Here is a 26,397-nt window from a genome sequence, read left to right as displayed (position 1 = left end):
TCTCCGCCGTGTCGCGGCACGGCGGAGACGGAGGTTCGGCGCGTCGGGGCGGCAGCGCGACGGGGCGGCGGACCGCCTCGTCGCGGGCGCGGTGTCAGTGGCCGCGTGCGATCCACTCCTCCAGGTGCGGAGCCTCCTCGCCGATGGTGGTCGAATCGCCGTGTCCCGTACGAACGACCGTGTCGGCCGGCAAAGAGAGCAGCCGGTCGCGGATCGACTCGATGATCGTCGGGAAGTGCGAGTAGGACCGGCCCGTCGCCCCCGGGCCTCCCCGGAAGAGGGTGTCCCCGGAGAAGAGGGTGCCGAGGCCCTGGTCGTAGAGGCAGACGGCACCCGGGGCGTGGCCCGGGGTGTGCAGCACGGTCAGGTCCGCGCCCGCCGCCTCGATCACCTGGCCGTCCTGGAGCCAGGCGTCGGGCAGCCGGTCCGGGTGGGTGAACTTCCACAGCGGCAGGTCGTCGGGGTGGAGCCAGATGGTGGCTCCGGTGCGTTCCGCCAGGGCGGGGGCGGCGTCGATGTGGTCGTTGTGGGCGTGGGTGCACACGATCGCCGTAAGGCGCCGGTCTCCCACCGCTTCGGCGATGGCGTCGGCGTCATGAGCGGCGTCGATCACGATCGCCTCGTGGTCGTTTCCCACGATCCACACGTTGTTGTCGACGTCCCAGGTGCCGCCGTCGAGCGAGAACGTGCCCGAGGTGACGAGGTGTTCGACGCGGGCGCTCGTCACAGGATCACCACCGAGCGCAGCACGTCGCCGTGGTGCATCCGCTCGAAGGCCGCCTCGATGTCGTCCAGCGCGATGGTCTCGCTCACGAACGCGCCCAGGTCGAGGCGCCCTTGGAGGTGCAGGTCGATCAGCATCGGGAAGTCGCGGGAGGGCAGACAGTCGCCGTACCAGGAGGACTTGAGGGCGCCGCCGCGTCCGAAGACGTCGATCAGCGGGAGTTCGAGTTTCATGTCCGGGGTCGGCACGCCGACGAGGACGACCGTGCCCGCGAGGTCGCGGGCGTAGAAGGCCTGTCGGTACGTCTCCGGGCGGCCGACCGCCTCGATGACGACGTCGGCGCCGAAGCCACCGGTGAGTTCGCGGATCGCCTCGACGGGGTCGGTCTCGCGGGAGTTGACGGTGTGCGTCGCGCCGAGCTTCCGGGCGGTCGTGAGCTTGCGGTCGTCGATGTCCACGGCGATGATCTTCGCCGCGCCCGCGAGCCGGGAGCCTGCGATCGCCGCGTCGCCGACTCCGCCGCAGCCGATCACCGCGACCGTGTCGCCCCGGCCGACGTCGCCCGTGTTGATGGCGGCCCCGATGCCGGCCATCACTCCGCAGCCGAGCAGTCCGGCGACCGCCGGGGAGACCGCGGGGTCGACCTTGGTGCACTGTCCGGCCGCGACCAGTGTCTTCTCGGCGAAGGCGCCGATGCCGAGGGCCGGGGAGAGTTCGGTCCCGTCCTTCAATGTCATCTTCTGCTTCGCGTTGTGGGTGTCGAAGCAGTACCAGGGCCGTCCACGCAGACACGCGCGGCACTGCCCGCACACCGCGCGCCAGTTGAGGACGACGAAGTCGCCGGGTGCCACGTCCGTGACTCCGGCGCCGACCGACTCCACGACTCCGGCCGCCTCGTGGCCGAGCAGGAACGGGAAGTCGTCGTTGATGCCGCCCTGCTTGTAGTGCAGGTCCGTGTGGCAGACCCCGCAGGCCTGGATCTTCACCACGGCCTCGCCCGGTCCCGGATCGGGCACGACGATGGTCTCGACGCGCACCGGCTCGTTCTTGCCCGGTGCGATCACGCCCCGTACTTCCTGCGCCATGTGAGTGAGCCTTCCCTAGGTCGATCGACGTTCCGTCAACCGACCCTACGGGGTGACCGGCCCGTAGCAGGCCAGGTGGCTCACGACGGCCCCGGGCCCGGTACGGCGGACGGCCGCCCGCGCATCGGCGGTGCGTCGACCTCAGCCCCCAGATACCCCCGGGGGTACCTCTGCTACGGTGGAGATATACCCCCGGGGGTAATTTCGTCAGAGCCGCGAAGCCCTCGGGCTTCACGCAGGAGAGGAGTGCTGCCGTGTTCTTCGTCGACACCATCGAGGTGGCGGGCCTGGGCAACCGGAGCTATCTGGCCGGCGGTCCGCGCACCGCCGTCGCCGTCGATCCGCCCAGGGACGTCGAGCGGGTGATCGCGGCGGCCGCCCGGCGGGGCGTGCGCATCGCGTACGTCGTCGAGACGCACCTGCACAACGACTACGTGAGCGGCGGCCTGGAACTGGCCCGGCTCACCGGGGCCGCCCATCTGGTCCCGGCCGGCGCCCGGGTCGCGTTCGCACGGGTGCCGGTGGCCGACGGGGACCTGGTGGAGGTGGACGCCGGACTGACACTGCGCGCGCTGGCCACCCCCGGACACAGCCCGCACCACACCTCGTACGTCCTCCAGGAGAGCGGGCGCGCCCTCGCGGCCTTCACCGGCGGCTCCCTGCTGATCGGCACGGTCGGCCGGCCCGATCTGGTGGAACCGCGGCTGACCGGGGAGCTGGCCCGAGCACAGCACGCGTCGGCGCACCGGCTCGCCGCCGAGCTGCCCGACGACACCGCGGTCCTGCCCACCCACGGCTTCGGCAGCTTCTGTTCCGCCGGAGGCGCCGACGGCGTCGCGACGACGGTCGGGCGTGCGCGCGACAGCAACGAAGCCCTGGTCAAGGATGTCGACACGTTCGTCGCGGACCTCCTCGCCGGGCTCGACGACGTACCCGCGCACTACGCCCACATGGGCCCGGCCAACGCCGGGGGCCCGGCCCCCGTCGACCTCACCCCGCCGGTGCTCGCGGACGCCACGGAGATCGCCGCACGACTCGCGGCAGGCGAATGGGCCGTGGATCTGCGCAGCCGGACCGCGTTCGCCGCGGGGCATGTCGCCGGGGCGGTCAACTTCGAGGCGGACGGTCAGCTCGCCGTCTATCTGGCCTGGCTGCTGCCCTGGGGCAGACCGGTCACCCTGCTCGCCGAGTCTCAGGAACAACTCGCCTACGCACAGCGGGAGTTGGTGCAGGTCGGCGTGGACCGGCCGGCCGCCGCGGCGATCGGGTCACCGGGCGACTGGCTGCGCGAGGGCGAACGGGCGCGCACCTTCCGGCGTGCCGGCTTCGCCGAGCTCGCCGCGGCGTACGCCGTACCCGGCCGAGCCGTCATCCTGGACGTGCGGCGCGACTCCGAGCGCGCCGGGGGCCACATCTCGGGGTCGGTGCACATCCCCGTCCACCAGGTACGCGACCGGCTCACGGAGATACCCGACGGAACCGTCTGGGTGCACTGCGCCGGAGGCATGCGGGCCGCCATCGCCGCCTCGCTGCTCGACGCGGCGGGCCGCGAGGTCGTGGCCGTCGACGACTCCTTCGCCGCCGCGGGCACCTCCGGGCTGCCCATGGCGCGGACCGCGCCCGCGGGAGCCCGGGAGCCCGGGGGCCGCGGAGCCGGTGCGGCCACGCCGGACGTGCCCGGACCGGGCGGACGGGCGGAGCCCCCCACCGACGAGTCCAGCCCCGCTCGCGCCTCCGCTCTCACCCCTGCCACTGCCTCTGCCCCCGCACCCGCATCTCGTCACGCGCACGGCAACCAGGCGTACGGCGACGACGCCCAGGCCAGGCTCGCCGCGGCGGCCCTTGAGCTCGACGGCCCCGAGGCGTGAGCGTCCTGATCCTCGCTCTCGCGGCCGGCGCCGTGACGGGGCTCGCGCTCGGAGCGCTGGGCGGTGGCGGCAGCGTGCTGACCGTGCCCGCCCTGATCTACCTGCTGGGCTTCACTCCCTCGGCGGCCACCACCGCGAGCCTGGTCATCGTCACCGTCACCTCGGCGACCGCCCTGTCGGCGCACGCCCGGGAGGGCACCGTCCGCTGGCATGCGGGCGCGCTGTTCGCGGCGGCCGGGCTGATTCCCGCCGCACTGGGCGGGGCGGTCTCCGGACAGCTGCCCCCCGCGGTCCTGACCGGCGCGTTCTCACTGATCGCGGGCCTCGCGGCGGTCCGGATGCTCCGGCCGGCGGCCGGTGAGCCCGGTGTCAGGCCCGCGCGGAGCGGCCGGATCACCGGCACGGGGGCGGGCCTCGGAGCGGTGACAGGGGTACTGGGCGTGGGCGGCGGCTTTCTCGCCGTACCGGCCCTGGTGAACGTCGTGGGTCTGCGGATGCGGGCCGCCGTCGGCACCAGTCTGCTGGTGATCACGGCGAATTCGCTCGCCGCGCTGCTCGCCCGGGCCGGAACGGCACAGGACCTCGACTGGGCGGTAGTCGCACCGTTCGCCGGGGCGGCCGTCCTCGGCGCCTGGGACGGGAAGCGCCTGGCGGCCAAGGTGTCAGGCGGCACACTTCAGCGGATCTTCGCCTGGGCTCTGCTGGCCGTGGCCGCGCTGATGCTCCTGGACGTCGTTCTGTGAGGATCAGGCCAGCGACAGGAAGAGCTTCTCCAGCCGGGCCCGCATCTGCTCATTGGTCTCACCGCTCCCGGCGCCGTTCTCGACGTCGGTCAGACACTGCTGGAGCCCGGTGGCGATGATCGCGAATCCGGCCCGGTCCAGGGCGCGGGAGGCCGCGGCGAGCTGGGTGACCACGTCCTCGCAGTCGCGTCCCTCCTCGATCATCCGGATCACTCCGGCGATCTGTCCCTGTGCCCGGCGCAGCCGGTTCAGCACGGACTTCAGCTCGGCACCCTCGAGTTCCAGCTCCACGAACACTCCTTAGGCCATACCCCTAGGGGTATGATACTCCGCCCTGCGGGGCACCCCGAAGAGCAAGGATGACACTCCCCGTGAACACCCCTCACTCCCTCGACGTCGACCAGGCCCGCGGCCGGCTCACCGAGCTGACCGTCATCGACGTGCGCACCCCCGGCGAATACGCCTCCGGGCATCTGCCCGGTGCCCTCAACATCCCCCTCGACCGACTCCACAGGGCGCTGTCCGTGCTCGGCGACGCGCGTCCCGAGCTCCTCGTGGTCTGCGCCTCCGGCGCCCGCTCGGCGAACGCCTGCGCCCTGCTGGCCGAGCACGGTGTACCGGCGGCCACCCTCACCGGCGGCACCGGCGCCTGGACGGAGCGCGGACACGAACTGCACCGCCCGGCCGGCTCCACACGGGCCGGCTGGTCCATGGAGCGCCAGGTCCGGTTCACCGCCGGTTCCGTGGTTCTCACCGGCCTCGGCCTCGGACTCCGGCACCCCGCCTGGCGGTTGGTCGCCGCCGGCATCGCGGGCGGCCTGGTCTTCTCTGCGCTCACCGACACCTGCGGCATGGCCGCGCTGCTCGCCAGGCTCCCGCACAACCGGCCGCGCCCGGCGGACCTCGATGCCACCCTGGCGGCACTTGGGGATCGCGTGTCCTCAAGTCCGCGCGGACTTCGAGCAGTCGGGATCGGTCCGGACGCGCCTGCGACGTAGCCTGAGTGCTCCGTCCCAACTCCCGCGAGGAGCGCCGTGAGCCTGACCGAGGCCGAGCCCGAGGTGCCCGCGTGGCGCCTGTTGCTCGGGTATGTACGACCTCACCGCCGGGCGCTGTTCGCGGGCGCGCTGCTGGCGCTCACGACCGGGGCCACCGGCCTGCTGCTGCCGCTGGTGGCACGCGGGCTCATCGACGACCTGTCGCACGACCGGCCGATCGGACGGGCCCTGGCCGGTATGGCGGCCCTGGTGGTGACCAACGCGGCGGTGGGGGCGCTGGGTTCGTACGTTCTGCGGCGCACCGCCGAGTCGGTGGTGCTCGGCGCGCGACGCGCCCTCTCCTCGTACCTGCTGCGGCTGCGGATACCCGCCGTGGACCGCAGCGAGCCCGGCGACCTGATGGCCCGCATCACCTCCGACACGACCCTGTTGCGCGAGGTCACGACCGATTCCCTCGTCGGACTCGGCACCGGCGGCCTCACCCTCGCCGCCACGGTGGTGATGATGGGCCTGGTCGACCTGGTGCTGCTCGGTGTCACGCTGGGCGTGGTCCTGTGCGCGGGTTCGGTGCTCGGCCTGATCGTGCCGCGCATCAACCGGGCGAGCAGGCGGGCTCAGGACGCCGTCGGGGTGATGGGGGCCTCGCTGGAGCGGACCCTCGGCGCGCTGCGCACGATCAAGGCGTCCGGCGCCGAGCACCGCGAGGAGCTCACCGTCCACGAGGCCGCCGAGGAGTCCTGGCGGCAGAGCGTGCGGGCCGCCAAGTGGTCGGCGGCCGCGGGCAATACGGCCGGTCTGGCGATGCAGATCGCCTTCATCACGGTTCTCGCGGTGGGCGGCGCCCGTGTCGCGACCGGCGCCATCGGCATCGGCACCCTGGTCGCCTTTCTGCTCTACGTCTTCTACCTGATGTCACCGATCCAGCAGGTGGTCGGCGCGATCACGCAGTACCAGACCGGCGCCGCCGCGCTCGCCCGCATCCAGGAGGCCCTGCGGCTGCCCGCGGAACCGGCCGCCCTGCCCGCACCCCTGCCCGCCCCGGACGCCGAACCGGCGGCACTCGCCTTCGACGACGTCCGCTTCCGGTACGCCGGCGATCTGCCGTACGTCCACCACGGGGTGACGTTCACCGTGCCGGCCCGCGGCCTGACCGCGTTCGTCGGGCCTTCCGGCGCGGGCAAGACCACCGTCTTCTCGCTCATCGAGAGGTTCTACGATCCCGAGGCGGGCCTCATCACCGTGGACGGCCGCGCGCTGGAGGACTGGGATCTGCCCCGGCTCCGTTCCGTCATCGGCTATGTGGAGCAGGACGCGCCGGTGCTGTCGGGCTCCCTGCGTGACAATCTCCTGCTCGGCAACCCGGAGGCCGACGAGGGCGAGGTGACCCGGGTGCTGAAGACGACCCGCCTCGACGGGCTGGTCGCCCGGCTGCCGCGCGGCCTGGACACGCTGGTCGGCCATCGCGGCACCAAACTGTCGGGCGGCGAGCGCCAGCGCGTCGCCATCGCCCGGGCCCTGCTGCGTCGCCCCCGGCTGCTGCTCCTCGACGAGGCCACCTCGCAGCTCGACGCCGTCAACGAGGCCGCGCTGCGCGACACGGTCGCCGATGTGGCCCGTACGACCACGGTTCTGGTGGTCGCGCACCGGCTGTCCACCGTCACGACGGCCGACCGCATCGTCGTGATGGACGCGGGCCGGGTCCGCGCGGTGGGTACGCACCGCGAACTCGTCGCCGCGGATCCGCTCTACGCCGAACTGGCCGCCACCCAGTTCCTCGCGACCGCCGGATGACCTCGGCACGATGACCTCACCTCGGCACCGCGTTCCGGTGCGCAAGGAGCGCAGGAGGCCACGAGCGCACGAGCGCAGGGCCGTAGGAATGGAAGGAACCTGCGACGGCCAGCCGGGCCGGTTCGCGCGGCCCGGGGTCCGTCACCGGGCTCCCGCGGCGATCGGACCGCACCGCGCCCGGAGGAGACCGCCGAGCCGGAGAAGGCACCGAACTCGCCGGGCTCCCCGAACATTTCGGTACGTCGGCGATCTCCTCGAGCTCCTTGGCCGTGGACCGACTCTCCTCTATCGTGATGCCCTCTTTCCGCCACGCGGGGCGGTCGTCCGCTCGCGACCACCCGTGACCGGGCGGGAAGGCACGTCCACCCGGATACGCAGGCGACTGATCATGGCCAAAAACCGACACCCGGCCGGCCAGGCCGTCCCCGAGATCATCTTCGCGGCCCCCGTCGGCGCACCCGCCGGCCTGGAAGTGATCTCGCTGGCCGGGCTGCGCGCCCGGTCCCGCGCCAACGGAACCGACCTTGGCGTGCCGCAGCGCCCCGCCGTCCACCAGGTGCTCACGCTCGCCTCCGGCGAATTGCGCCAGAGCGTGGACTTCACGGCCCGCGACGTCGAACCGGACTCCTGGCTGTGGACGCGCCCCGGGCAGGTCCTCCAGTGGGGAGATCTCACCGGGGCCGAGGGAACGCTGATCGTATTCGCGCGGGACTTCCCGGGCGCGGCCACCGTCCGCGCGGCCCGGCTCGACGATCCGCACGCGGGCGTGCTGCGCACCCCGAAGGCCGAGGACGCCGCGTCACTACAGGTGGCCACGGCACATCTGGAGCACGAGTTCCTGGCACCGGGGCGGCTGCCGCTCGACGCGCACATCGCCGTGCTGCGCCATCTGCTGGACGTGCTGATCCTGCGCCTGGCCCATCTTGAGGCGCCCGAAAGTCCCGCCGCCGACAGTCCCGCCGCCGGACCAAGCGAAACCTTTCTTCGGTTCCGCGAGACCGTCGAGCGGGACTTCGCGCGCACCCGCAGGGTGGACGACTACGCGCTCGTCCTCGGCTACTCCGCCCGCACGCTGTCCCGGGCCGCCCTCGACTCGGCGGGGATCGGCGCCAAGGAGTTCATCGACCGCCGGGTCGTCCTGGAGGCCAAGCGACTGCTCGCCCACACGGACCTGGCCGCCGCCCGCATCGCCGCCCAGCTGGGCTTTTCCAGTGCCACGAACTTCGCCAAGTACTTCCACCAGCGTGCCGGGCAGGCACCGATCGCGTTCCGGACGGCGGTACGCGGAGCGGGCACGGGCATCCCGGGGGCACGGGACGAAGAGGATTTCACCCCGCGAACCGAGCGCGCGGCCGGTCCGTGAACGTGCCGGCCGATGTGTTGACCGGGGCGCACCGGACGGGCCGGGACGCGCCTGGCCAGGAGGGGACCAGCAGGACGGGGCCGGGACACGCCGGGTCGCACCGCGTCGGGTCCCACCGCATCGGGCCGGACCGGGTCCGGCGTGTCGGACTGGTCCGCCCGGGTCCGGCAGGTCCGCCGGGTCGGGTACCGGCCGCGGCGGGCCGGGTCGGGTACCGGCGGAACGGCGACGTTCCGGCGGAGCCCGCCGCGGCCGCGTCCGACGCGGCCGCTGCCCGCCGGCTCGCGCCATCCACTAGCTCTCGATGCCCCCGGCCAACCCGGTGGCAGGCGTGCCGAGATCGGTGACCTGGCGCAACCGGCTCAGGTCGTTCAGCCGGTTCAGGCCGCCGAGCTGGGCGGAGGGCCGCATGAGTTCGGCCTGATTCTCTGCGGGGATGTCACTCAGCGCGAGCGAGTCGAGCGTGGAGACGGAGTTCGTCTTCCCGGCGTCGTGGGCCTCGGAACCCGCGGCCGTCGCCATCGGCGCGGCGAGTCCCGTTACGCCGACGGCGAGACCAACGGCGGCGACGATACGTCGTGTTGAGATCATGCATCCAGCAACGGCATCGGCCCCCGGGCGGACACGGTCCGGTCCCCGCCCTCACCCGAGAGGCGCATCGGGCTCTTGCGTTTGCCCTGGGAGCCGGGGCGGAGGACGCTCGGTTATGAGGCGCTTCGCGGTCGGCTCCTGGCCGGCCCGCGCCTTCCTGAGGAGGTCACTCATGGGCACAGCGGCAGCCCCCGTCTTCGACACCGAGGCACTGCGCCGGGGCATTGAAGGACAGAGTGCGGCAGATCTGCTGTCGCTCTACGCGGACGACGCGGAACTGCGCGTCGTGGACCGCAATACGCAGCCCAGTCACCCGATGGTCAAACACGGTCGCACCGAGATCGCCGAGATGCTCGACGACGTCTACAGCCGGGACATGACGCACAAGATGGACCAGTGCGTCGTCCAGGGCGACCACGTCGCCTTCACCGAAACCTGCGTGTACGCGGACGGGGTACGGGTGATGAGCACGTCGATGATGTCGCTGCGCGACGGGAAGATCATCGAGCAGACACTGGTACAGGCATGGGACGAGTAGGGAGGAACTGGCCGAAGGTCCAGGTCACATCACGTCTGACCTGGACCTTCTCGGCTGGTGCGGCAATGGGAAGGACCCGTCCGAACCGGCCTCGGCGGCGACGACCAGTTGCCGCAGCAGGCCTGCGAGTGTCTGCCTCTCTGCTGGACTCAGTACTGCGAGCAGCGCGTTCTCACCCTCGTCCTCCGACGCCGCGTGCCGCTCGAAGGCTTCATATCCGGCCCCGGTGAGCCGCACCCGTACCCGGCGGCGGTCGGCCGTCCCGGCACTGCGGGTGATCAGTCCCGTGTCCTCCAGCGGGCCGAGCCGCGCCGACAGGGCGCCACGGGTGAGGCCGAGCATGTCGGCGAGGTCCGACGGGCTCGCTTCGTAGGGCGGGCCGAGCCTGCGCAGCATCAGCAGGACCTTGAACTGCCCGCGCTGGAGGCCGCCGGAGAAGAGGGTGTCCCGGCGGGCCCGGTCCGCGTGCCGGGCCAGGACGGCGAGCCGGGCGAAGATCGCCTCCTTGACCGGATCCATCCAGTCGAGCTCCCTCGACCAGAGCGCGACATGCCGGTCGACGGAATCCGGGGTCGGCGCATCGGACGGCTCTGTCATACGGTCCTCCGAAAGTAGTTTCCTTGTGGATAGTTTTTCGGATTACTACTTTCCTCGCCATGACGAACACCGCGAGCACCATCACGACAGTCATTCCGCTGGACCAACTCCTTTCGGCCGTAAGTGGATTGATGATCGCCGGTCGCTGGAGGCGCGCGACGGACCTGCTGGACGCGGCCCAGTCCGCCGAGGCCCGCGACCGCGCCCGGCTCGCGATGGCCGCCGCCGAAGTCGCCCTGGAGAGCGACTGGTTCGGCGGAACGAGCCTGGCCGGTGTGCGGCTCGACGCGGCGGAGCGGGCGTTCAAGGAAGCCCGTCTGGACGGCGGTTGGGATCTGGGCTTCCTCCTGCTGCGCCACGGCTACCTCGGTCTGGTCCGGATCGACGGCCGGTTCCGTCCCGGACCCGACGGCAAGGACCCTGCAGCTCTCACCGCTCTCCACGCCGACGCGGGGGGCCTGCGCGACCGGGCGCCGGACGCGGTGCGCCGGGGCTGGGCGGAGATGTACCTGGGCCTCATCACCGACAACCTCCTCGCCGAACGCGATCTCGCGCCCGCGCACTACGAGGCCGCGCTGCGGGCCGGCGAGTCGGGGGACGACCTGTTGTCGCGGGAAGCGCTGCGGCACCTCGGCGATCACGACCACGACAGCGGCGACCACCCGCGGGCCCTGGAACGCTGGCGCCGCGCGGCCGAACTGGGCGCCCGCGCCGGCACTGTCCCCGGCACCCTCTCGCAGCAGATGCTTCTCGCGGTGCTGGCCCGTGACACGGGCGACGAGGCCGGAGCCGCCGCGCTGGCCCGGGAAGTGGAGCGCTGGGCGGGAGCCATAGGTGCCGTGACCACGGAGGCGCAGGCCCACGGCTTCCTGGCCGGCGCCGACCCCACGGCACCCCCTTCGTCGAATGCCGCGGGCAGGCGATCGTAGGGGCTAGTCTGGTCGGTGGGCCGTGACTGGCGCTGAGGTGGAGTACCACCGGGGAGCGGCCTGACGCAGACGTCTTTGCCGCGCGCCTGGGCGACTGTCAGCAGCGCCCCGGAGGAACTCGTGTCCCAGGCCCAGCTCATGGACGGCGCCGGTCTCGCCCGCCGGATCCTCGATGACACCGCGCGGCGCGCGGCCCGCCTCAAAGTCCGTACCGGCGTGGCCCCTTGCCTGGCGACGGTACTCGTCGGCGAGGATCCCGCCTCCGTCACCTACGTCCGGATGAAGCGGAACCGCAGCGGCAAGGCGGGCATCGAGTCCCGGCACCTCGCGCTGCCCGCCGGTATCACGACGGCCGAACTGGTCGCCGAACTCACGACGTTGTCCGACGATCCGGCCGTGCACGGCATCCTGCTCCAGCACCCCATGGCACCCCACATCGACGAGCGCGCCGCCTTCGAGGCCATCGCGCCGGCGAAGGACGTCGACGGGGTGACGCTGAGCTCGTACGCGGCGATGAGTTTCGGTCTGCCGGGCTTCGTGTCCTGCACACCCGGCGGGATCATGCGGCTCCTCGACGCGTACGACGTCGACCCCGCCGGGAAGCGGGCCGTCGTCGTCGGCCGCAGCGCGATCCTCGGCAGGCCGGTCGGCATGCTGCTGCTCGGCAGGGACGCCACGGTGACGTACTGCCATTCGCGTACGACGGCCCTGCCGTCCGTCGTACGCGAGGCGGACATCGTGGTGGCCGCCGTGGGACGGCCCCGGCTGATCCGGGGCGAGGACATCAAGCCGGGGGCTGTCGTGATCGACGCGGGTTACAACGCCGGGAACGTCGGTGACGTCGACTTCGACACCGCCGTCACCCGGGCCGGACTGATCACACCCGTGCCGGGTGGCGTCGGCCCGATGACGATCGCGGTGCTGCTGGAGCAGACCGTCACGAGCGCCGAACGCGCGCTCGGCGTCCGAGCCCGCCCGTAGCGGTCCCCGTCGCCGCGGTCGCGCAGCCACGCGCGGCCGTCCGCGACGGGTGCCCGCGAAGGGTCCCTGAGCAGGCGAAGGCCCACCGCGAGGACAGCCGACCCGCCCTCAGTGCTGGGCCGGCACCGCTCGGACGTACGGCTCCGCCGCCTGAAGGAGCATCGGGGAGGCCTGGTCCACCAGGTCATGCAGAACGGACAAGTAGGCCGAGTCTCCGCCGAGTTCACGCAACAGGCCGTGAGCCCTGTCGCGAAAGCCGCTGATGTCCTTCTCGTACCGGCGCAGCACTTCCGGTGCGAGGAGAACGCCGGTGAGTGCCGCACGCGCCTCCGGCGAGCGGCGTGCGGCGGAGTGCAGTTCCAGGACGTGGCCCACCGAGTCGGGGGTGGCCTCCTCCAGGGCGCACGCCAGCAGATACGTCACCGTGCCGTTCGCCAGGTCTTCGTCGCGGCCGGTCAGGATGTCCTGCTGATCGTTGAACAGCTGCCACAGGATGCCGAAGACGTTGCCGAACTCCCGCCAGAGTTCCACCCTTTCGACCGTACGGCCCGCCAGTTGCGCGGCCATGGCGGTGACCATGCTGAACGGCGCGCCGGACTTGCCGAGATACGCGGTGACCACGGCGTCGACCGTGGCAGCGCCCACATCCGCGCGAAGGTCCCTCAACTGCCCCTCGGTCGCGGTGATCCAGCACCTCACGATCTCGGCCGACAGCGGTACGCGCGCCCTTTCGGGGATCCGGGGCGACTGAACGACGAGCAGGGGGAGCGGTATTCCGCTGATGACCGTGGCGAGCAGCGCCTCGCTCTCGCCGAGACCACCGGCGGCGAAGACGGCCTGGCCGTCGGCGAGGTCGTCCAGGTAGCACGCCGAGGTCCACCACAGTTCATGGACGACGGCCAGCGGAACAGCCGGTCCGGGCTCGCCCGTCTCCACGGCGTGGACGATCACCGGGAGTACGGACAGCGGGTAGGCGAACGTCCGGTGTGCCAGGAGTTCGGCGACCGCCGCCCGGACCGAGGCGGCCGATGGCCCCAGCAGGTCCAGTGCCGATTTCCGCTCCGCCTCGATGTCCGCGGACATCTCCCGATGCAGATCCATGTACGACTTCGCCCGCACGCAGTCCACCCCCACCACCGAATTGTTCGAGCACCGATTCGATCATTCGCCATGACGGCGAGCTAGAGCAACTTTGCGCCACGGCCTGTTTCTTGCGGGCCCCGCCCCCTTCGCTCCGCCGAAGCGGCGGACCCCGGGTCTCGAACCCCGCCCGACCGTCGCGCGAGTAGCGATCTCGACCGCGCGTTCACGCGTCGACGTGGCGCCGTTCGCCGGACTCGGGCACGGGCCCGGTGCGGACCGGCATGAGGGCGCGCCCGCCGCCTGCGGACTCGTCACCACCCCCGCTCATGTACCGGCGGCCCCCTCCGCGCCCCAGCCGGCCGGGCGCAGAATCCCGAGCAGCTGGCGGACCAGTTCCTCCACCACCTCGTCCAGGGTCGCGTCCACCCATCCGGCGTTCCAGTCGTGCAGCAGGCCGTTCACACTGCCGATGAAGGCGGTCGCGGCCAGGCGGTAGTCGCGCGGCGCCGCCTCGCCGCGGGCGACGGCGGTCGCCGCCTCGCCGCAGATGAAGTCCACCCACCGGGCCCGGCGGGCGAGCCGCTGGTCCTCCAGCCGCGCGCTCACGCCGATGATCTCCACGAAGGTGATGCGGATGCGGCGCGGATCGCTCGTCACGTTCGCCGCGTAGGCGCGGAAGAGGGCGGTGGCGCGCTCGGGCAGGGGCAGGTCGCGGGCCTCGGCGAGCGCGGCCAGGGCGGCCTCCTCGGCCCAGTCGTTGACCTGGAGATGGAGGGCGGCCAGTACGTCTTCGAGGCCCCGGAACGCCTCGTAGAACTGGCGCGTGGACAGCCCGGCAGCCTCACTGAGGGCCGCCACGGTCGTGGACCGGTACCCGGGCCCGTCGCCGAACAACTGGAGCCCGGCGTCGAGAAAGCGCCGACGGCGCTCCGCCTGCCGCTCCTCGGCCGTCCTGCCGCCGTATCGGCCGGTGGGCTGTCTGAACCTGCCCGCCACGCGTTCCCCCCTCGGCGCCGACACGAACCAGCGTTCGCCCCTTCGGCGATTTTGTCGTGTACCGCCCCTTGTGGAGAGGCTCCCCCAGTCCTTACTTTCCAGTAAGCACACTTTGAAAGCGGGCATGTTCAGATTTCTCCTTGTCATGCTCTCGACATTTACATCACCGTCGGTATTCACAGCGTGTGCCATTCACAGCGCGCTTCCGGTTCACCGTGCCCGTCACCCGCACTCCCCCACTACGACAGGGATCCTCCATGCCCGTCCTCAGAGCCAGACACCTCTGTTCTCTCGCCGCGGCCCTCACGCTCACCCTCGGCGCCACGGCGGACGCCGCGTCCGCCGCCACCGCGCGGGTCTCCGCCACCGATCTGCGTGAGGTGATGTTCGTCGGCAACAACTGGGAAGGCACCGCGGACGTCATCCGGTCCACCGGTGACTTCGCGAAGGTCGGCCGGATCAACGTCATCCCGGACAAGGACGCGCGGCTCGCGGCGATCAACGCCGATCCGATCAAGTGGGCGTATTTCATGGGGATTCGTAGCGGCGTCGGCGAGGGGCACGACCAGTTCGTCGACGACATGTACTCCACGCCCGACGGCAGGTCGGTGGTGGTCTCGCGACCGAGCTTCGCCGATGTCGTCTCGATCGACCTCGCCACCGGACGGATCAACTGGCGTTTCCCCGTGGCGGGTTACCGCTCGGACCACATGGCCGTGTCCCCCGACGGCACGCGGGTCGCGGTTTCGGCCTCGACCGCGAACACCGTGCACGTACTCGACATCACGACCGGCGCGCAGCTCGGCTCCTTCGCCACCGGCGACAAGCCGCACGAGAACATCTTCACCCACGACGGCAAGTACATCTGGAACATGGCCATCGGAGACGTCACCACCGCTCTCGACGACCCCTGGCTGGACTGGACGAAGGGCGACCGGAAGATCACCGTCGTCGACGCGACCACCTACAAGCAGGTCAAGGTGATCGACATGCGTCAGCGCCTCGACGCGATCGGTCTCACGGACTTCTCCGACGCCGTCCGCCCGGCCGTCTTCTCGCCGGACGAGTCGAAACTGTACTTCCAGGTGTCGTTCTTCAACGGCTTCCTGGAGTACGACGTCGCCACCGACCGGATCACCCGGGTCAAGACCCTCCCGAAGAACCCCGCCACCAGCAGCGACCGCACGACGTGGGTCAACGACTCGCGCCACCACGGCATTTCGATGAACCCGTCGGGCACCAAACTGTGCGCGGCGGGGACGATGGACGACTACGCGACCGTCGTCGACCGCACCACCCTCCAGGAAGGCCCGCTGGTCCCCGCCTCCAAGCCGTACTGGGCGACCGTGAGCGGTGACGGCAAGGACTGTGTCGTCTCCGAGAGCGGCGCCGACCAGGTCACCGCCATCGACTTCGCCACCGGGCAGAAGACGGTGTCGGTGCCGGTCGGCGACCACCCCCAGCGGGTTCGCCTCGGCCATGTGGAGGCGAACTGGAGCGGTCCGTACGGCAGTTGACCGGTGCTCAGCCGAACCGCGCCGCGGCCCAGGCGGCCAGTTCGGTCCGGGCACCGTTCAGCAGAGCGGAGGACGGGGCGCTCGCCCCGTTCGTGACCAGGGCGTAGTGCACGGTTCCCGAGCCGGACGCGGTGAGCAGGAGGCGGCGGCTTCCGGTACCGCCCGGCTCGGGAGCCACGGCGACGGGCGTGGCAGTGGTGTAGGCGGGCGGGGAGACGATCGCTCCGAGGTCGGACACCACGGTCGTGGCCGAGGCCGGGAAGGAGGCCGGCAGGTGGAGCTCCGTCGGGGCGGTCCCGCCGTCGGAGCGCCAGACGAGCAGGCCGTACTGCCCCGATCCGACCAACTGGGAGACCTGCGGCAGGGTGGAGGGCACGGGGTTCCAGGTCAGCGTGGTGGAACCGTCGCGGGAGCGGTCCTCGTAGGTGAAGGCGAGGGTGGAGCCCGCGGTGGCGCCGGGGTAGAGGCGGTCCAGGAGTCGGGCGTCCTGGCGCAGGACGGCGGTGCCCGAGTCGTCGAGGCGTACGGCGGAGAGGTCCTCGTCGTTCCAGGCGTCGCCCGAGGTCAGGACCTTGTCGGGGTTGTCGTTCATCAGCTCGTGGTGACGGCCGCTGTAGATGTCCCACTGCCATTGGGTACCCGACAGGACCGGTCCCGACGAGGCCGTTCCGGTCCACCAACCGGAGCCGGGGAGGCGGGAGTCGAGGGCCTGGTACATGGCCTTGTCGACGGTCGGGGCCTTGTCCGAGACCGTTCCGGAGAGCGGGTGGCCGAACTCGCTGACGAGCGTGGTCGTCCCGGCGGCCGAGGCCCGGTCCCGGACCGCGGCGAAGTCGGTGGCGTACTGGCCGTCGCCCGCCTTGCCCCACATGAGGATGCCGGAGATGGCCTTCTGGTCGTAGAAGTGGGTGTTGAACACATAGCGAGGGCCGAGTATGCCCGCGTCCAGCAGTCCGCCCTCCTGTTTCTGGGAGCTGATGTTGGAGTTCCAGAAGAGGTTCGGTTCCACGAGGGCGGGCTTGTCCTGCCAGCCCGCCGCGTCCATGCGGGCCCGGAACTTCCCGTAGAAGGGCCAGAGCAGGTCGCGTTCCCAGGTGCGGCTGGTCTGGCCCGAGTCGTAGGTCCCCGCGTAGGGCTCGTTGAACGGGTCGAAGCCGGCGACGCCCGCGAACTCGGCTGTGGTGAGGTGCTGTCGGACGTACGTCATGGCGGCCTGGGCCGTCGTGAGGAAGGCGTCCTGGAGCCCGTAGGAGTTGTGCCAGAAGTCGTACTGCGCCGCTTGGACGGCGCTGTTCTGGGTGATGTTCTGGCCCCAGAAAAGACAGATCCCGCAGGACTCCTGCGGGTAACCGCCCGCGGTCACAGCCCACTTGGGGGCACCATCGCCGGAGTACCAGCTGCCCGTGTTGAAGAGATGGCGGGAGTAGAGGTCCTGGTGGAAGTCGGGGAAGACACGGATTCCCGCGTCGAGGAAGGCGCGCATCTGGTCGGTGGCCGCGGCGAGATAGGCACTGTCGACCTGGCCGCGGGCGGGTTCGGCGTGCGCCCAGGAGAGCAGGAAACGCACGGAGTTGCCGCCGCCGAGGGCGCGCAGCGCCGTCGCGGACTTCGCCGCGTCGGCGACCGAGGCGAAGGGCAGTCCGCTCTTCTCCTCCAGCTTGGTCTCGCCGGAGACGTTGTAGCCGCGCAGGACGACCTCGCGGCCGAGGCCGTCGGTGAAGCGGCCGTTCGTGACCGTGAGGGTGGCGGCGGCGGGCTGGTCGAACCAGAGGGAGTCGGGGAGACCGTCCGCGGCGGCGGGCCCGGCGCCCGCCGCCGTGAGGAAACCGGTGAGGAGTACGAGGACGCCGAGCAGACGCGCACGTAACTTCGACATGTTCACAACAGTCCCGCCGGTACCGGGAGGCGTCAACACCTCTGACTCATGAGTAAGTTTCTCGTTTCACGCGCTTCCGCGCGCGGCGTCCCAGCCGCCTCCTCGCGCGGGGGCGGATCCTTGGAGGTGGCCGGACCCTGATCCTTGACGGCGACCTGAGCCCTGGGACAGCCCGGTCCGCGGCGAGAGGAGCGGACGGTGCGTGACATCCTCCCCGCCCTGTACGAGTGGTACGCGGCCGGATCGCCCTTCGGACTGGCGACGGTGGTGGCGGTGGGCCGCAGCGCGCCCCGCGACCCGGGGGCGGCCATGGCGGTGGGTCCGGGCGACGAGGTCGTGGGCAGCGTCTCCGGGGGCTGTGTGGAGGGCGCGGTCTTCGAACTGGCCCAGGAGGTGATCACCTCGGGCGAGGCGCGCCTGGAGACGTTCGGGTACAGCGACGCGGACGCCTTCGCCGTGGGACTCACCTGCGGCGGGGAGATCACACTGCTGGTCCGGCGGGTGTCACCCGCCGACGATCCGGCCTTCGCCGCCGTGGCCGAGTCGGTGTCCGCCGGCCGACCGGTGACGGTGGCGACGGTGATCGACGGACCCGCGCCGCGCGGAGCCACGCTCGCCGTGTGGCCGCAGGAGGATCCGGAGCGGGACGAGGAGCCGGGGCCGCCCGGCGGAGTGTCCGGTTCGCTGGGCTCGACGGGCCTGGACGTCGCCGTCACCGCCGACGCGCGCGGCGAGCTGGCCCAGGGCGCCACCGGACGACGGCACTACGGCCCGCACGGCGAACGGCGCGAGGACGCCGTCACCGTCTTCCTGCACTCCTTCGCGCCGCCGCCTCGCATGCTGGTCTTCGGTGCGATCGACTACGCGGCCGCCGTGGCCCGCATCGGCGACTTCCTCGGCTATCGGGTCACGGTCTGTGACGCCCGCCCGCTCTTCGCCACACCGAGACGGTTCCCCGCGGGCGTGGAGGTCGTCGTGGACTGGCCGCACCGCTATCTGAGCGGCACGACGACCGACGCGCGCACGGTGATCTGCGTCCTGACCCACGACCCCAAGTTCGACGTGCCGTTGCTGGAGGAGGCGCTGCGCCGCCCGGCCGCGTACATCGGGGCGATGGGCAGCCGCCGTACCCACGACGACCGCGTCGAACGGCTGCTCGCGTCCGGCGTGTCGGCCCGAGAGCTGTCCCGGCTGCGCTCCCCCGTCGGCCTCGACCTCGGGGCACGTACACCGGAGGAGGTGGCCGTGTCCGTCGCCGCGGAGATCGTCGCACTGCGCTGGGGCGGCAGCGGGCTGCCCCTGACGGCACGGGGCGGGGCGATCCACCCGCGCTAGCCCGTGGATCAGCCGGTGCGCGGAGGCAGTCGGTGCAGGATCACGTCCGTGAGCCGCCCGTCGTCGGTCACTGTCGCCGTCATGTACGTGCAGTGAGGCTGGCTGCGGCGGTCGGTCGGCGAGCCGGGGTTGAGCAGGCGCAGTCCGGTCGGCGCGGTGCTGTCCCAGGGAATGTGGCTGTGGCCGAAGACCAGGACGTCGAGATCGGGGAAGCGTTCCGCGCAGTGCGGTTCGCGGCGCCGCGCCGAGCCGGTCTCGTGGACGACACCGAAGCGCAGGCCGCCCAGTTCGGCGCGGGCGATCTCAGGGAGGCGGTCCCGCAGCTCGGGGCCGTCGTTGTTGCCGTACACCCCGATGACGCGTCGCGAACGGGCCTCCAGCAGGTCGAGGGTGGCGGTGTCCACCCAGTCCCCCGCGTGGATCACCACGTCGGCGAGCGGGAGTCCGGCGAGCAGCGGGGCGGGGAGTTCCCCGGCCCGCTTCGGGAGGTGGGTGTCGGACAGCAGCAGGAGACGCACGGCCTCAGGGTGTCACTTCGCCCGTCGGAACGGGGGCCGACGCGGTCCCGTGCGGCTCCGGCACGGTCCCGTCAGTCCAGCGCGATCTCGCTCCAGACCTGTTTCCCGCCGCTCACCGGCACCGTGCCCCACGTCGCCGACATGGCCTCGACAAGGAGGATGCCGCGGCCTCCGGTGGCCTCCCAGCCGATGCTGGTGGGCTTGATCGGCGTGCGGGGCGAGTTGTCGGCGACCGAGATGCGCAGTCGGTGGTTGATGAGGGTGAGGTCGAGCCTGACCTGGCCGTCCGTGTGCACCAGGGCGTTGGTGACGAGTTCCGAGACGATCAGCAGGGCGGCGTCCGTGTAGGCGCCGACGCCCCAGGCGCGCAGAGCGCGCCGGGTGTACCGGCGGGCGTGCCGGACCGCCTCGGGGACCCGCCAGACGGTCCAGCTCTCGCGGAGCGGGAGGACCTCCATGCCGTCGTAGCGCATCAGCAGGAGGGCCACGTCGTCGCTGCGGTTGGCGCCCGTGAGCAGTTCGTCGGCGACGAGACCGAGGTGGGCGGGGTCGGACCCGGCCAGGCCCGCGGCGAGCCGTTTCAGACCGTCCTCGATGTCGACCTCGACGGACTCGACCAGACCGTCGGTGGTCAGCGCCACGATGGTGCCGGGCAGCAGCCGCAGCGGGCTCATGGGGAAATCTGTCTGCCGGATGACGCCGAGCGGCGGGCCGGGCTCGGATTCGGGGACCTCGGTACCGCCGTTCGGGTGACGGAGGACGGGCGGGATGTGTCCGGCACGCACGTACCAGGCAGACCCCTCCTCCATGTCGACGTCGACATAGCAGCAGGTGGCGAAGAGGTCGGTCTCCAGATCGAGCAGCAGCCGGTTGGCGTGCGAGACCACCACGTCCGGGGGGTGGCCCTCGACGGCGTAGGCGCGCAGAGCGGTGCGCATCTGGCCCATGAGGGTCGCGGCCGAGGCGTTGTGTCCCTGGACGTCGCCGATGACGAGGGCGACATGATTGTCGGGCAGCGGGATCACGTCGTACCAGTCGCCGCCGACGTCCAGGCCCGACGTGGTCGGCAGATAGCGGGCGACGGCGACCGCGCCGGGCAGCCGGGGCAGCCGTCGCGGGAGCAGGGTCCGCTGGAGCATGCCGATCAGTTCGTGCTCGGCGTCGAAGGCGTGGGCCCGCACGAGGGCCTGCCCGGCGAGGCCGGCGGAGGCGGTGAGCAGGGCGCGCTCGTCCGGGCCGAAATCGTGCGGGGTGTTCCAGCCGATCAGGCAGGCGCCGGCCATACGCCCGCCCGCGGGCAGCGGCAGGACGGCGAGGCCGCCGGGGCCGACCTCGGCGAGCGCGGGTTCCAGGTCCGCGCCGGCGGGCCAGATGGCGGGCCGCCCCTCGTTGAGGGCCGCCGCGAGCGTGGGCATGGCGCGGACCGGGGCGTCGGGCCACTCCGAGCGCCATTCGCTGCGCCACAGCTCCGGCCAGAACTCAGCCTGGGGCGGGTCCAGGAGCGTGACGACGAGCCGGTCGCCCTCCAGCTCGGCGACGGCGATCCGGTCGGCCTGGAGGGGCTTGCGCAGGGCTGCCACGACGGCCTGGCCGACGTCGCGGACGGTGCCGGCGGTGGCGAGCGCGGCGGCGAGCCGCTGGACGCGGCCCACGTCGTTCAGGCCTGAGCGCAGTTTGGAGGCGTCGGAGACGGTGCCCACGAGCCGTGCGGGGAGGCCCTCTCCGGAGGGCAGCAGGCGGGCGCGCAGCCGGAGCCACTTGTGTCCGCCGGACGGCTGGAGGATGCGGAACTCCAGCTCGCGGTCGCCGGGAGTCATGTGGTCCGGCTCCACCGCGGACATCAGCGAGGGGACGTCCTCCGGGACGGTCATCGACAGCAGGGTCTCGACCTTGCCGTCGAAGGCGGTGGAGGACAGGCCGAACAGGTCGAGCACCTCGTTGTCGACCTCGACGCGCCCGGTGTCCATCGCGAGGCTGAACGAGCTGGGCGGCAGGTCGGCCGCGTCGTCGGGCAGCGGGGCCGGCGGGCAGATCACGGCCTCGGCGAGCATCCCCAGACAGGCCCGGTCCACGGGGCCGAAGCCTTCGGGGCCCTCGCTGACGGCGACCATGCAGCCGCTGTCCCGCAGGGGCAGCACGGCCATGGAGAAGTCCTGGGAGGACAGCCGCCGGGCGTCGGAGCAGCGGGCGAGCTCCCGCGGCCCGAGCCAGCGCGGCTGCCCCGAGCGCAGGGCCTCGGCGGCCGGGGAGCCGTCGGACAGGGGGTAGCTGTCGCGGAGCCCGTACAGCGTCCTGGGCACCCCCGCGGACTCGGCCAGATGCAGTTCGCCGCCGCTCACGCTCGGTGAGTACACGGCGGCGACGGTCGCACCGGTGAAGACGAGTGCCTGTTCGAGCAGGCGGTGCAGCCGTTCGCGCGGGTCGAGGTCCGCGGTAAGCGTCTTCAGGGCAAGTTCGGCGCGCGACATTCTCGTTCCGTGTTCCGCAGCACCCTCACTGACCACGCCGTAATTACAGCGCTTCCGGGGCTCCGGCGCAGCCCCTGTGACCGTTCCGGACGCGTCGGGCCTGCGGGGAAGCCCGTGCGGGACGGCCGATCGAACGAAATCGAATCCGTCTTGATTCATGCGTTTCGCACAGTGATCTCACGGCGGGTGTGCCGGTCCGTGCCTCGGGGCGGCCGAAGGCACGGACGCCGGGTCGGGGGAACCGGCTCCGCTCGCCGTGCGCGATGGGTCTCCAGGGAGGAGCCTTGATCCCTGGAGGTGCGGAGGCCTTCGACGGCCCCGCGAGGAGGTGGTCGGCGTGTCCGACGGGCAGGAGGCCGCACAGGCACCGGCCGGCCGGCCGACCGCGGTGGGACGGCCGTTGCTGTCGCTGACGCTGGCCGCGATCCTGGACGACGTGCACGCCCACTCGGGAGCCGTGTACCTGCTGGCCTCCCACGAGCCGGTACTGGAGATGGCGGTCTCCGCCGGGCTGCCGCGGGCCTTCGCGGCGCCGTGGGAACGCGTGGGGCTCAGCGCGCCGATCCCGGTCGCCGAGGCAGTACGGGAGCGGCGGCTGATCTGGGTGGGGGGCGAGCACGAGATGGCCCGCAGATATCCCCGGATCTCCGTGGTGCTCCCCTATCCCTTCGCCCTCGCGGCGCTTCCCGTGGCGACGGAGACCACCGTGTACGGCGCGGCCTTCCTGACCTGGCCCGGCTCACATCCGCCGGAACTCTCCGACTGGGAGCGGGCACACCTCACCGCGGCCTGTGACCGGCTCGCCCTGCGACTGGAGCGGGCCGTCGCGGAGAACCGCCCGCTGCAGGCCGAGCCCGATCTGCTGACACCGGGCGCGACATCGCCGTCCGGCACGTCCGGCACGGTGGAGGCCACGCGGATGGTGGCCCGACTGCCGTACGGGCTGTGCTCGCTGGATCTGCACGGGCGGGTCGGTTTCGCCAACGCGGCGACGGCCGAGCTGCTCGGCGTGCCCGTCAGCCGGCTCCTGGGCACCCAGCTGTGGGCGGCCGTGCCCTGGCTGAACGACCCGGTCTACGAGGACCGTTACCGGGCGGCGCTGATCAGCCAGCACGTGACCTCGTTCGTCGCGCTGCGCCCGCCGGGCGACTGGCTGTCGTTTCGCCTGTATCCCAGTACGAACGGGCTGAGCGTCCGTATCTCGCGGGCCCGGCCGGTGTCCGAGATGACGCGGGCGGGGCCGCGGCACAGCGACGGCAGTCCGCGGCTGGTGACGATCTCCCATGTGCTGAGCCTGGCGAGCGCGCTGACGGAGGCGGCGGGCGTGCAGGACGTGGTGCAGCTGATCGCGGACGAGATCTCGCCCGCCGTCGGCAGTCAGGCCCTGGCCGTCCTCGGCAGCCGGGCCGGCCGCCTGCACGTGCTCGGGCACCGCGGTTATCCGGACGCTCACACCGTGGAGCAGTTCGACGGGCTGCCGCTGAGCGAGCAGACCCCGGGCACCCAGGCGCTGAACACCGGTGTGCCCGCGTTCTTCGACTCGCGCGAGCAGCTGGAACGGCTGTATCCGTCGCAGTACGCGACACCCGACGGCATGGGCGCGTGGGCGTATCTGCCCCTGATCGCCTCCGGGCGACCGGTGGGCACCTGCGTCCTCGGGTACGCGCAGTCCCACCATTTCGCGACCGACGAACAGGCGGTCCTGACCAGTCTGGGCGGGCTGATCGCCCAGGCGCTGGAACGGGCCCTGCTCTACGACGCCAAACTCCAGCTGGCGCAGGGCCTGCAGGCCGCGCTGCTGCCGAGCTCGCTCCCGCCGCTGGCCTCGATCGAGGCGGCCGCGCGCTATCTGCCGGCCACTCAGGGAATGGACATCGGCGGGGACTTCTACGACCTGGTGGACTCGCACGGGCGGGCGGCGGCGGTGATCGGGGATGTACAGGGGCACAACGTGACGGCCGCGGGCCTGATGGGACAGATCCGCACCGCCGTACGCGCGTACACGGCGGTCGGCCAGGCGCCGGAGGAGGTGATGGGGAGCACCAACCGGCTGCTCATCGACCTGGGCACCGAGCTGTTCGCCAGTTGTCTGTATCTGCGTCTGGATCCGGCACGCGGGGTGGCCGTGATGGCCCGCGCGGGGCATCCGCCGCCGCTGCTGCGCCGGCCGGACGGCAGGGTCAAGGTGCTCGACCTGGCCGGCGGGCCGCTGCTCGGGATCGACGTCCACGCCGTCTATCCGGCGACGGAGGTGCCGCTCGTCCCGGGATCCGTGCTCGCCCTCTACACCGACGGTCTGATCGAGTCCCCCGGTGTCGACATCGAGGACGCCCTCGCCGACCTCGCACGACGCCTCGCCGCGACCGGGGAGCAGCCCCTGGACGAACTGGCCGACAGTCTGCTCCAGCAGGGCGAGGGGGACGACCGGGAGCGGCCGGACGATGTCGCGCTGCTTCTGCTGAGGGTACGGCCGCCCGGCTGACCGGGCGCGGAGAAGGAGCGGTCCGACCCTCCCGCCGGAGGGCCGGACCTGTCCACTGTCGACCGGAATTCCCTGTTCCGTTGGCCGGTCAGTGGTTCTTGATCGCCGGAGTCACCGGCTTCACGGAGTGGCGGACACCATGCCCGAGCCGTCGTTCATTCCGGCTCCGGACTGGTAACCCGCCGCGCCGTTCTGGTCGGCCGCCGCCCCGTTCTGGTCGGCCGCGCCGTTGGCCTGGCCGCCGGCGCCCGCCGCGTCACTGGCGCCCGCGCTCGGGTCCGCGGCACCGCCCGCACCGGCGCTCGGGTCCGCCGCACCGGCGCTCGGGTCCGCGGCACCGCCCGCGCTCGCGCTCGGGTCCACGGCACCGGCACCGGCACCCGCACCCGCGTCCCCCGCGCCCAGCGTCGCGCCGACCGCCGCCAGCGCGGTGGTGACCGGCTGGAAGAAGGTCTCGCCGCCCGCGGTGCAGTCACCGCTGCCGCCCGAGGTCAGGCCGACCGCGCCGCCGTCCTGGGTGAACAGGGAGCCGCCGCTGTCGCCCGCCTCGGCGCACACGTCGGTCTGGATGAGTCCGGTGACCGTGCCCTCCGGATAGTTCACGGTGGCGTCGAGACCGGTCACGTTGCCGTTGTGCAGACCGGTGGTGCTGCCCATCCGGAAGACCTGCGTGCCGACGGTGGCGTCGACGGCCGCGTTGATCTGGACGCTCTGCCCGTTGCCGACGTTGACCGCGCTGTTCGTCTGCGTGGCCGGGTCGTCGTACTTGACGAGGGCGAAGTCGCCGTTGCCGGGGAAGGTGGCCTGGTCGACGGTCGCGATGGACGCACCGGTCTGCGAGTCCGACCACTTGGCGGCGGCGACACCGCAGTGGCCCGCGGTGAGGAAGGCCGGCGTGCCGTCGCCCGCGGTGACGTTGAAGCCGAGCGAACAGCGCACATTGCCGCCGAAGATGGCGTCACCGCCGTCGACGAACGTCTTGAAGGTTCCCGCGGACTTCTTGAGGGTCGCCACGCCCGAACCGAGGTCCTTGACGGTCGACTCCACGGTGTTCCACTTGGTGCCCGTGACGGTGGAGTCGGCGGTCACCCGGATCTCGTTGGTCTTCGGGTCGACGGCCCAGGCCGTGCCCGGGATCGTCGCGTCCGCCTTCAGCGTCTTGGCGGCGGCCTGCAGCGCCGAGGTGCTGTTCTGCACCTGGTGCGCCACGGCGCCCGCCTGCTCGATCTGATTGACGACGTTGCTGTTGTTACCGACGACATTGACGACCAGCTGCTTCTTCGCCGGGTCGTAGTAGGACCCCGCGAAGGCGTCACCCAGTTGGGTGGCGAGCATGGAGGCGACGCTCGAGACATCGGTCGCCTTGAACGTTCTGGGAGTGGCGTCGTCCCCGTGCGACTGCGAGGCGTTGGCGTGGGGCAGCAGCAGAGCCGCTGCTCCGAGCGCCGCGACACTGCCTACCGCGATGGCGGCCTTGCGCTTGGGTATCCGTTTGTGACTCAACTCTTGACCTCCTGGGGACGGGGTCGATGCCGCGTCCGGCAGCTGACTGGGGGGCGCCTGGTTGCCTGTTGATACGCGTGCGTCACCCGGGGCGTTCAACTGCCATTGCAAATAGCGGGAGTTGGCCTACACAAAGACGTGGATTGCGGCGACAACCGGACCATTTCCGCCGCACGGGGCCGGGAATTCGAAGCGGACGGCCCACTCCCCGCCCGGCCGACGGAAGCCTGAACACGGCCACCCGTCACCACGCTGCGCGACCGGACGACGACGCTCCGTCCGCGATCAAGAACGGAATCCGGGGTTCAGGGAATCTGCACAGCCCGTGCTCAACGAGGTCACCGCGTACGGGGGATCTGCACAGGCGTGCGCCCCCCTGCGTGCCATTGCGCCGGGACTGTCCCATTCGGT

21 protein-coding genes, 1 pseudogene and 1 riboswitch are annotated in these 26,397 nt (G+C 71.8%); of the genes and pseudogenes, 11 read left to right on the top strand and 11 right to left on the bottom strand.

Features of this window, described 5'->3' with window-relative positions:
• Window positions 1–94: 94 nt before the first annotated feature.
• Both ACFYW8_RS00875 and ACFYW8_RS00870 read right to left on the bottom strand, forming a co-directional pair.
• Window positions 95–727: an MBL fold metallo-hydrolase gene (locus ACFYW8_RS00875; RefSeq protein WP_365872133.1), complete on the bottom strand. Its 633-nt coding sequence runs from the start codon at window positions 725–727 to the stop codon at window positions 95–97.
• Complete coding sequence (locus tag ACFYW8_RS00870; protein WP_389065299.1) at window positions 724–1,809, bottom strand: S-(hydroxymethyl)mycothiol dehydrogenase; 1,086 nt, start codon at window positions 1,807–1,809, stop codon at window positions 724–726. Before ACFYW8_RS00870 ends, ACFYW8_RS00875 begins: the two co-directional genes overlap by 4 nt.
• A 254-nt stretch (window positions 1,810–2,063) precedes the next feature.
• On the opposite strand from ACFYW8_RS00870, the pseudogene ACFYW8_RS00865 reads away from it, so the two are divergent.
• Together ACFYW8_RS00865 and ACFYW8_RS00860 are read left to right on the top strand one after the other, a co-directional pair.
• Window positions 2,064–3,410 (top strand): annotated as a pseudogene (locus tag ACFYW8_RS00865) (rhodanese-like domain-containing protein); the annotation flags it as partial.
• Between the two features lie 263 nt (window positions 3,411–3,673).
• Window positions 3,674–4,420 carry a sulfite exporter TauE/SafE family protein gene (locus ACFYW8_RS00860; RefSeq protein ID WP_389065294.1) on the top strand — a complete coding sequence of 249 codons (747 nt, stop codon included), beginning with the start codon at window positions 3,674–3,676 and terminating at the stop codon, window positions 4,418–4,420.
• A 3-nt stretch (window positions 4,421–4,423) separates the two neighbouring features.
• Here ACFYW8_RS00860 and ACFYW8_RS00855 read toward each other — a convergent pair whose 3' ends face one another.
• Window positions 4,424–4,711, bottom strand: coding sequence for a metal-sensitive transcriptional regulator (locus ACFYW8_RS00855; protein ID WP_365872125.1), 288 nt, complete (start codon window positions 4,709–4,711; stop codon window positions 4,424–4,426).
• Window positions 4,712–4,779: 68 nt separating this feature from the next.
• Here ACFYW8_RS00855 and ACFYW8_RS00850 point away from each other — a divergent pair, with 68 nt between their 5' ends.
• The 3 genes from ACFYW8_RS00850 to ACFYW8_RS00840 all read left to right on the top strand — a co-directional run bounded on the left by ACFYW8_RS00850 (window position 4,780) and on the right by ACFYW8_RS00840 (window position 8,572).
• Window positions 4,780–5,418: a rhodanese-like domain-containing protein gene (locus tag ACFYW8_RS00850; RefSeq protein WP_389065289.1), complete on the top strand. Its 639-nt coding sequence runs from the start codon at window positions 4,780–4,782 to the stop codon at window positions 5,416–5,418.
• Window positions 5,419–5,454: 36 nt separating this feature from the next.
• Window positions 5,455–7,209, top strand: a complete 1,755-nt coding sequence (locus ACFYW8_RS00845; protein ID WP_389065286.1) for an ABC transporter ATP-binding protein — start codon at window positions 5,455–5,457, stop codon at window positions 7,207–7,209.
• 388 nt (window positions 7,210–7,597) lie between these two features.
• Complete coding sequence (locus ACFYW8_RS00840) at window positions 7,598–8,572, top strand: helix-turn-helix transcriptional regulator (RefSeq protein ID WP_389065282.1); 975 nt, start codon at window positions 7,598–7,600, stop codon at window positions 8,570–8,572.
• A 294-nt stretch (window positions 8,573–8,866) separates the two neighbouring features.
• Here ACFYW8_RS00840 and ACFYW8_RS00835 read toward each other — a convergent pair whose 3' ends face one another.
• Window positions 8,867–9,163, bottom strand: a complete 297-nt coding sequence (locus ACFYW8_RS00835; protein ID WP_389065277.1) for a hypothetical protein — start codon at window positions 9,161–9,163, stop codon at window positions 8,867–8,869.
• A gap of 172 nt (window positions 9,164–9,335) precedes the next feature.
• On the opposite strand from ACFYW8_RS00835, the gene ACFYW8_RS00830 reads away from it, so the two are divergent.
• Window positions 9,336–9,701, top strand: coding sequence for a nuclear transport factor 2 family protein (locus ACFYW8_RS00830; protein WP_365872115.1), 366 nt, complete (start codon window positions 9,336–9,338; stop codon window positions 9,699–9,701).
• A gap of 24 nt (window positions 9,702–9,725) precedes the next feature.
• Here ACFYW8_RS00830 and ACFYW8_RS00825 read toward each other — a convergent pair whose 3' ends face one another.
• Window positions 9,726–10,298, bottom strand: coding sequence for a MarR family transcriptional regulator (locus tag ACFYW8_RS00825; RefSeq protein ID WP_365872113.1), 573 nt, complete (start codon window positions 10,296–10,298; stop codon window positions 9,726–9,728).
• Between the two features lie 59 nt (window positions 10,299–10,357).
• On the opposite strand from ACFYW8_RS00825, the gene ACFYW8_RS00820 reads away from it, so the two are divergent.
• Window positions 10,358–11,227 carry a hypothetical protein gene (locus ACFYW8_RS00820; protein ID WP_389065268.1) on the top strand — a complete coding sequence of 290 codons (870 nt, stop codon included), beginning with the start codon at window positions 10,358–10,360 and terminating at the stop codon, window positions 11,225–11,227.
• A 12-nt stretch (window positions 11,228–11,239) separates the two neighbouring features.
• Window positions 11,240–11,326: riboswitch (ZMP/ZTP riboswitch) on the top strand.
• 21 nt (window positions 11,327–11,347) lie between these two features.
• Complete coding sequence (locus ACFYW8_RS00815) at window positions 11,348–12,208, top strand: bifunctional 5,10-methylenetetrahydrofolate dehydrogenase/5,10-methenyltetrahydrofolate cyclohydrolase (protein WP_389065264.1); 861 nt, start codon at window positions 11,348–11,350, stop codon at window positions 12,206–12,208.
• A gap of 108 nt (window positions 12,209–12,316) precedes the next feature.
• Here ACFYW8_RS00815 and ACFYW8_RS00810 read toward each other — a convergent pair whose 3' ends face one another.
• Both ACFYW8_RS00810 and ACFYW8_RS00805 read right to left on the bottom strand, forming a co-directional pair.
• Entirely contained in the window at window positions 12,317–13,342 is a 1,026-nt protein-coding gene (locus tag ACFYW8_RS00810; protein WP_389065260.1) for a polyprenyl synthetase family protein, read from the bottom strand.
• A gap of 273 nt (window positions 13,343–13,615) precedes the next feature.
• Window positions 13,616–14,287, bottom strand: coding sequence for a TetR/AcrR family transcriptional regulator (locus ACFYW8_RS00805; protein WP_389065253.1), 672 nt, complete (start codon window positions 14,285–14,287; stop codon window positions 13,616–13,618).
• Window positions 14,288–14,544: 257 nt separating this feature from the next.
• Here ACFYW8_RS00805 and ACFYW8_RS00800 point away from each other — a divergent pair, with 257 nt between their 5' ends.
• Window positions 14,545–15,804, top strand: coding sequence for a YncE family protein (locus ACFYW8_RS00800; protein ID WP_389065248.1), 1,260 nt, complete (start codon window positions 14,545–14,547; stop codon window positions 15,802–15,804).
• 7 nt (window positions 15,805–15,811) lie between these two features.
• Here ACFYW8_RS00800 and ACFYW8_RS00795 read toward each other — a convergent pair whose 3' ends face one another.
• Window positions 15,812–17,680: an endoglycosylceramidase gene (locus ACFYW8_RS00795; protein ID WP_389065244.1), complete on the bottom strand. Its 1,869-nt coding sequence runs from the start codon at window positions 17,678–17,680 to the stop codon at window positions 15,812–15,814.
• A gap of 198 nt (window positions 17,681–17,878) precedes the next feature.
• Here ACFYW8_RS00795 and ACFYW8_RS00790 point away from each other — a divergent pair, with 198 nt between their 5' ends.
• On the top strand, window positions 17,879–19,015 hold the full coding sequence (locus ACFYW8_RS00790) for an XdhC family protein (protein WP_389065239.1): 1,137 nt from the start codon (window positions 17,879–17,881) through the stop codon (window positions 19,013–19,015).
• A gap of 8 nt (window positions 19,016–19,023) precedes the next feature.
• On the opposite strand, the gene ACFYW8_RS00785 is transcribed toward ACFYW8_RS00790, so the two are convergent.
• The gene (locus ACFYW8_RS00785; RefSeq protein WP_389065234.1) at window positions 19,024–19,533 is read right to left on the bottom strand and encodes a metallophosphoesterase family protein; all 510 of its coding nucleotides are present in this window, start codon (window positions 19,531–19,533) and stop codon (window positions 19,024–19,026) included.
• 71 nt (window positions 19,534–19,604) lie between these two features.
• Window positions 19,605–22,001, bottom strand: a complete 2,397-nt coding sequence (locus tag ACFYW8_RS00780) for a SpoIIE family protein phosphatase (protein WP_389065227.1) — start codon at window positions 21,999–22,001, stop codon at window positions 19,605–19,607.
• Between the two features lie 328 nt (window positions 22,002–22,329).
• On the opposite strand from ACFYW8_RS00780, the gene ACFYW8_RS00775 reads away from it, so the two are divergent.
• Window positions 22,330–24,483, top strand: a complete 2,154-nt coding sequence (locus ACFYW8_RS00775; protein ID WP_389065222.1) for a SpoIIE family protein phosphatase — start codon at window positions 22,330–22,332, stop codon at window positions 24,481–24,483.
• A gap of 120 nt (window positions 24,484–24,603) precedes the next feature.
• Here the strand turns inward: ACFYW8_RS00775 and ACFYW8_RS00770 are convergent, their stop codons facing one another.
• Window positions 24,604–25,986, bottom strand: a complete 1,383-nt coding sequence (locus ACFYW8_RS00770) for a S1 family peptidase (protein WP_365872092.1) — start codon at window positions 25,984–25,986, stop codon at window positions 24,604–24,606.
• Window positions 25,987–26,397: the final 411 nt, after the last annotated feature.

Origin of the sequence: Streptomyces sp. NPDC002742, from assembly GCF_042888885.1 — a bacterium.
Lineage (GTDB): Bacteria > Actinomycetota > Actinomycetes > Streptomycetales > Streptomycetaceae > Streptomyces.
The sequence above is the reverse complement of the archived record's forward strand: the minus strand, read 5'-3'. Positions and strand labels throughout refer to the sequence as shown.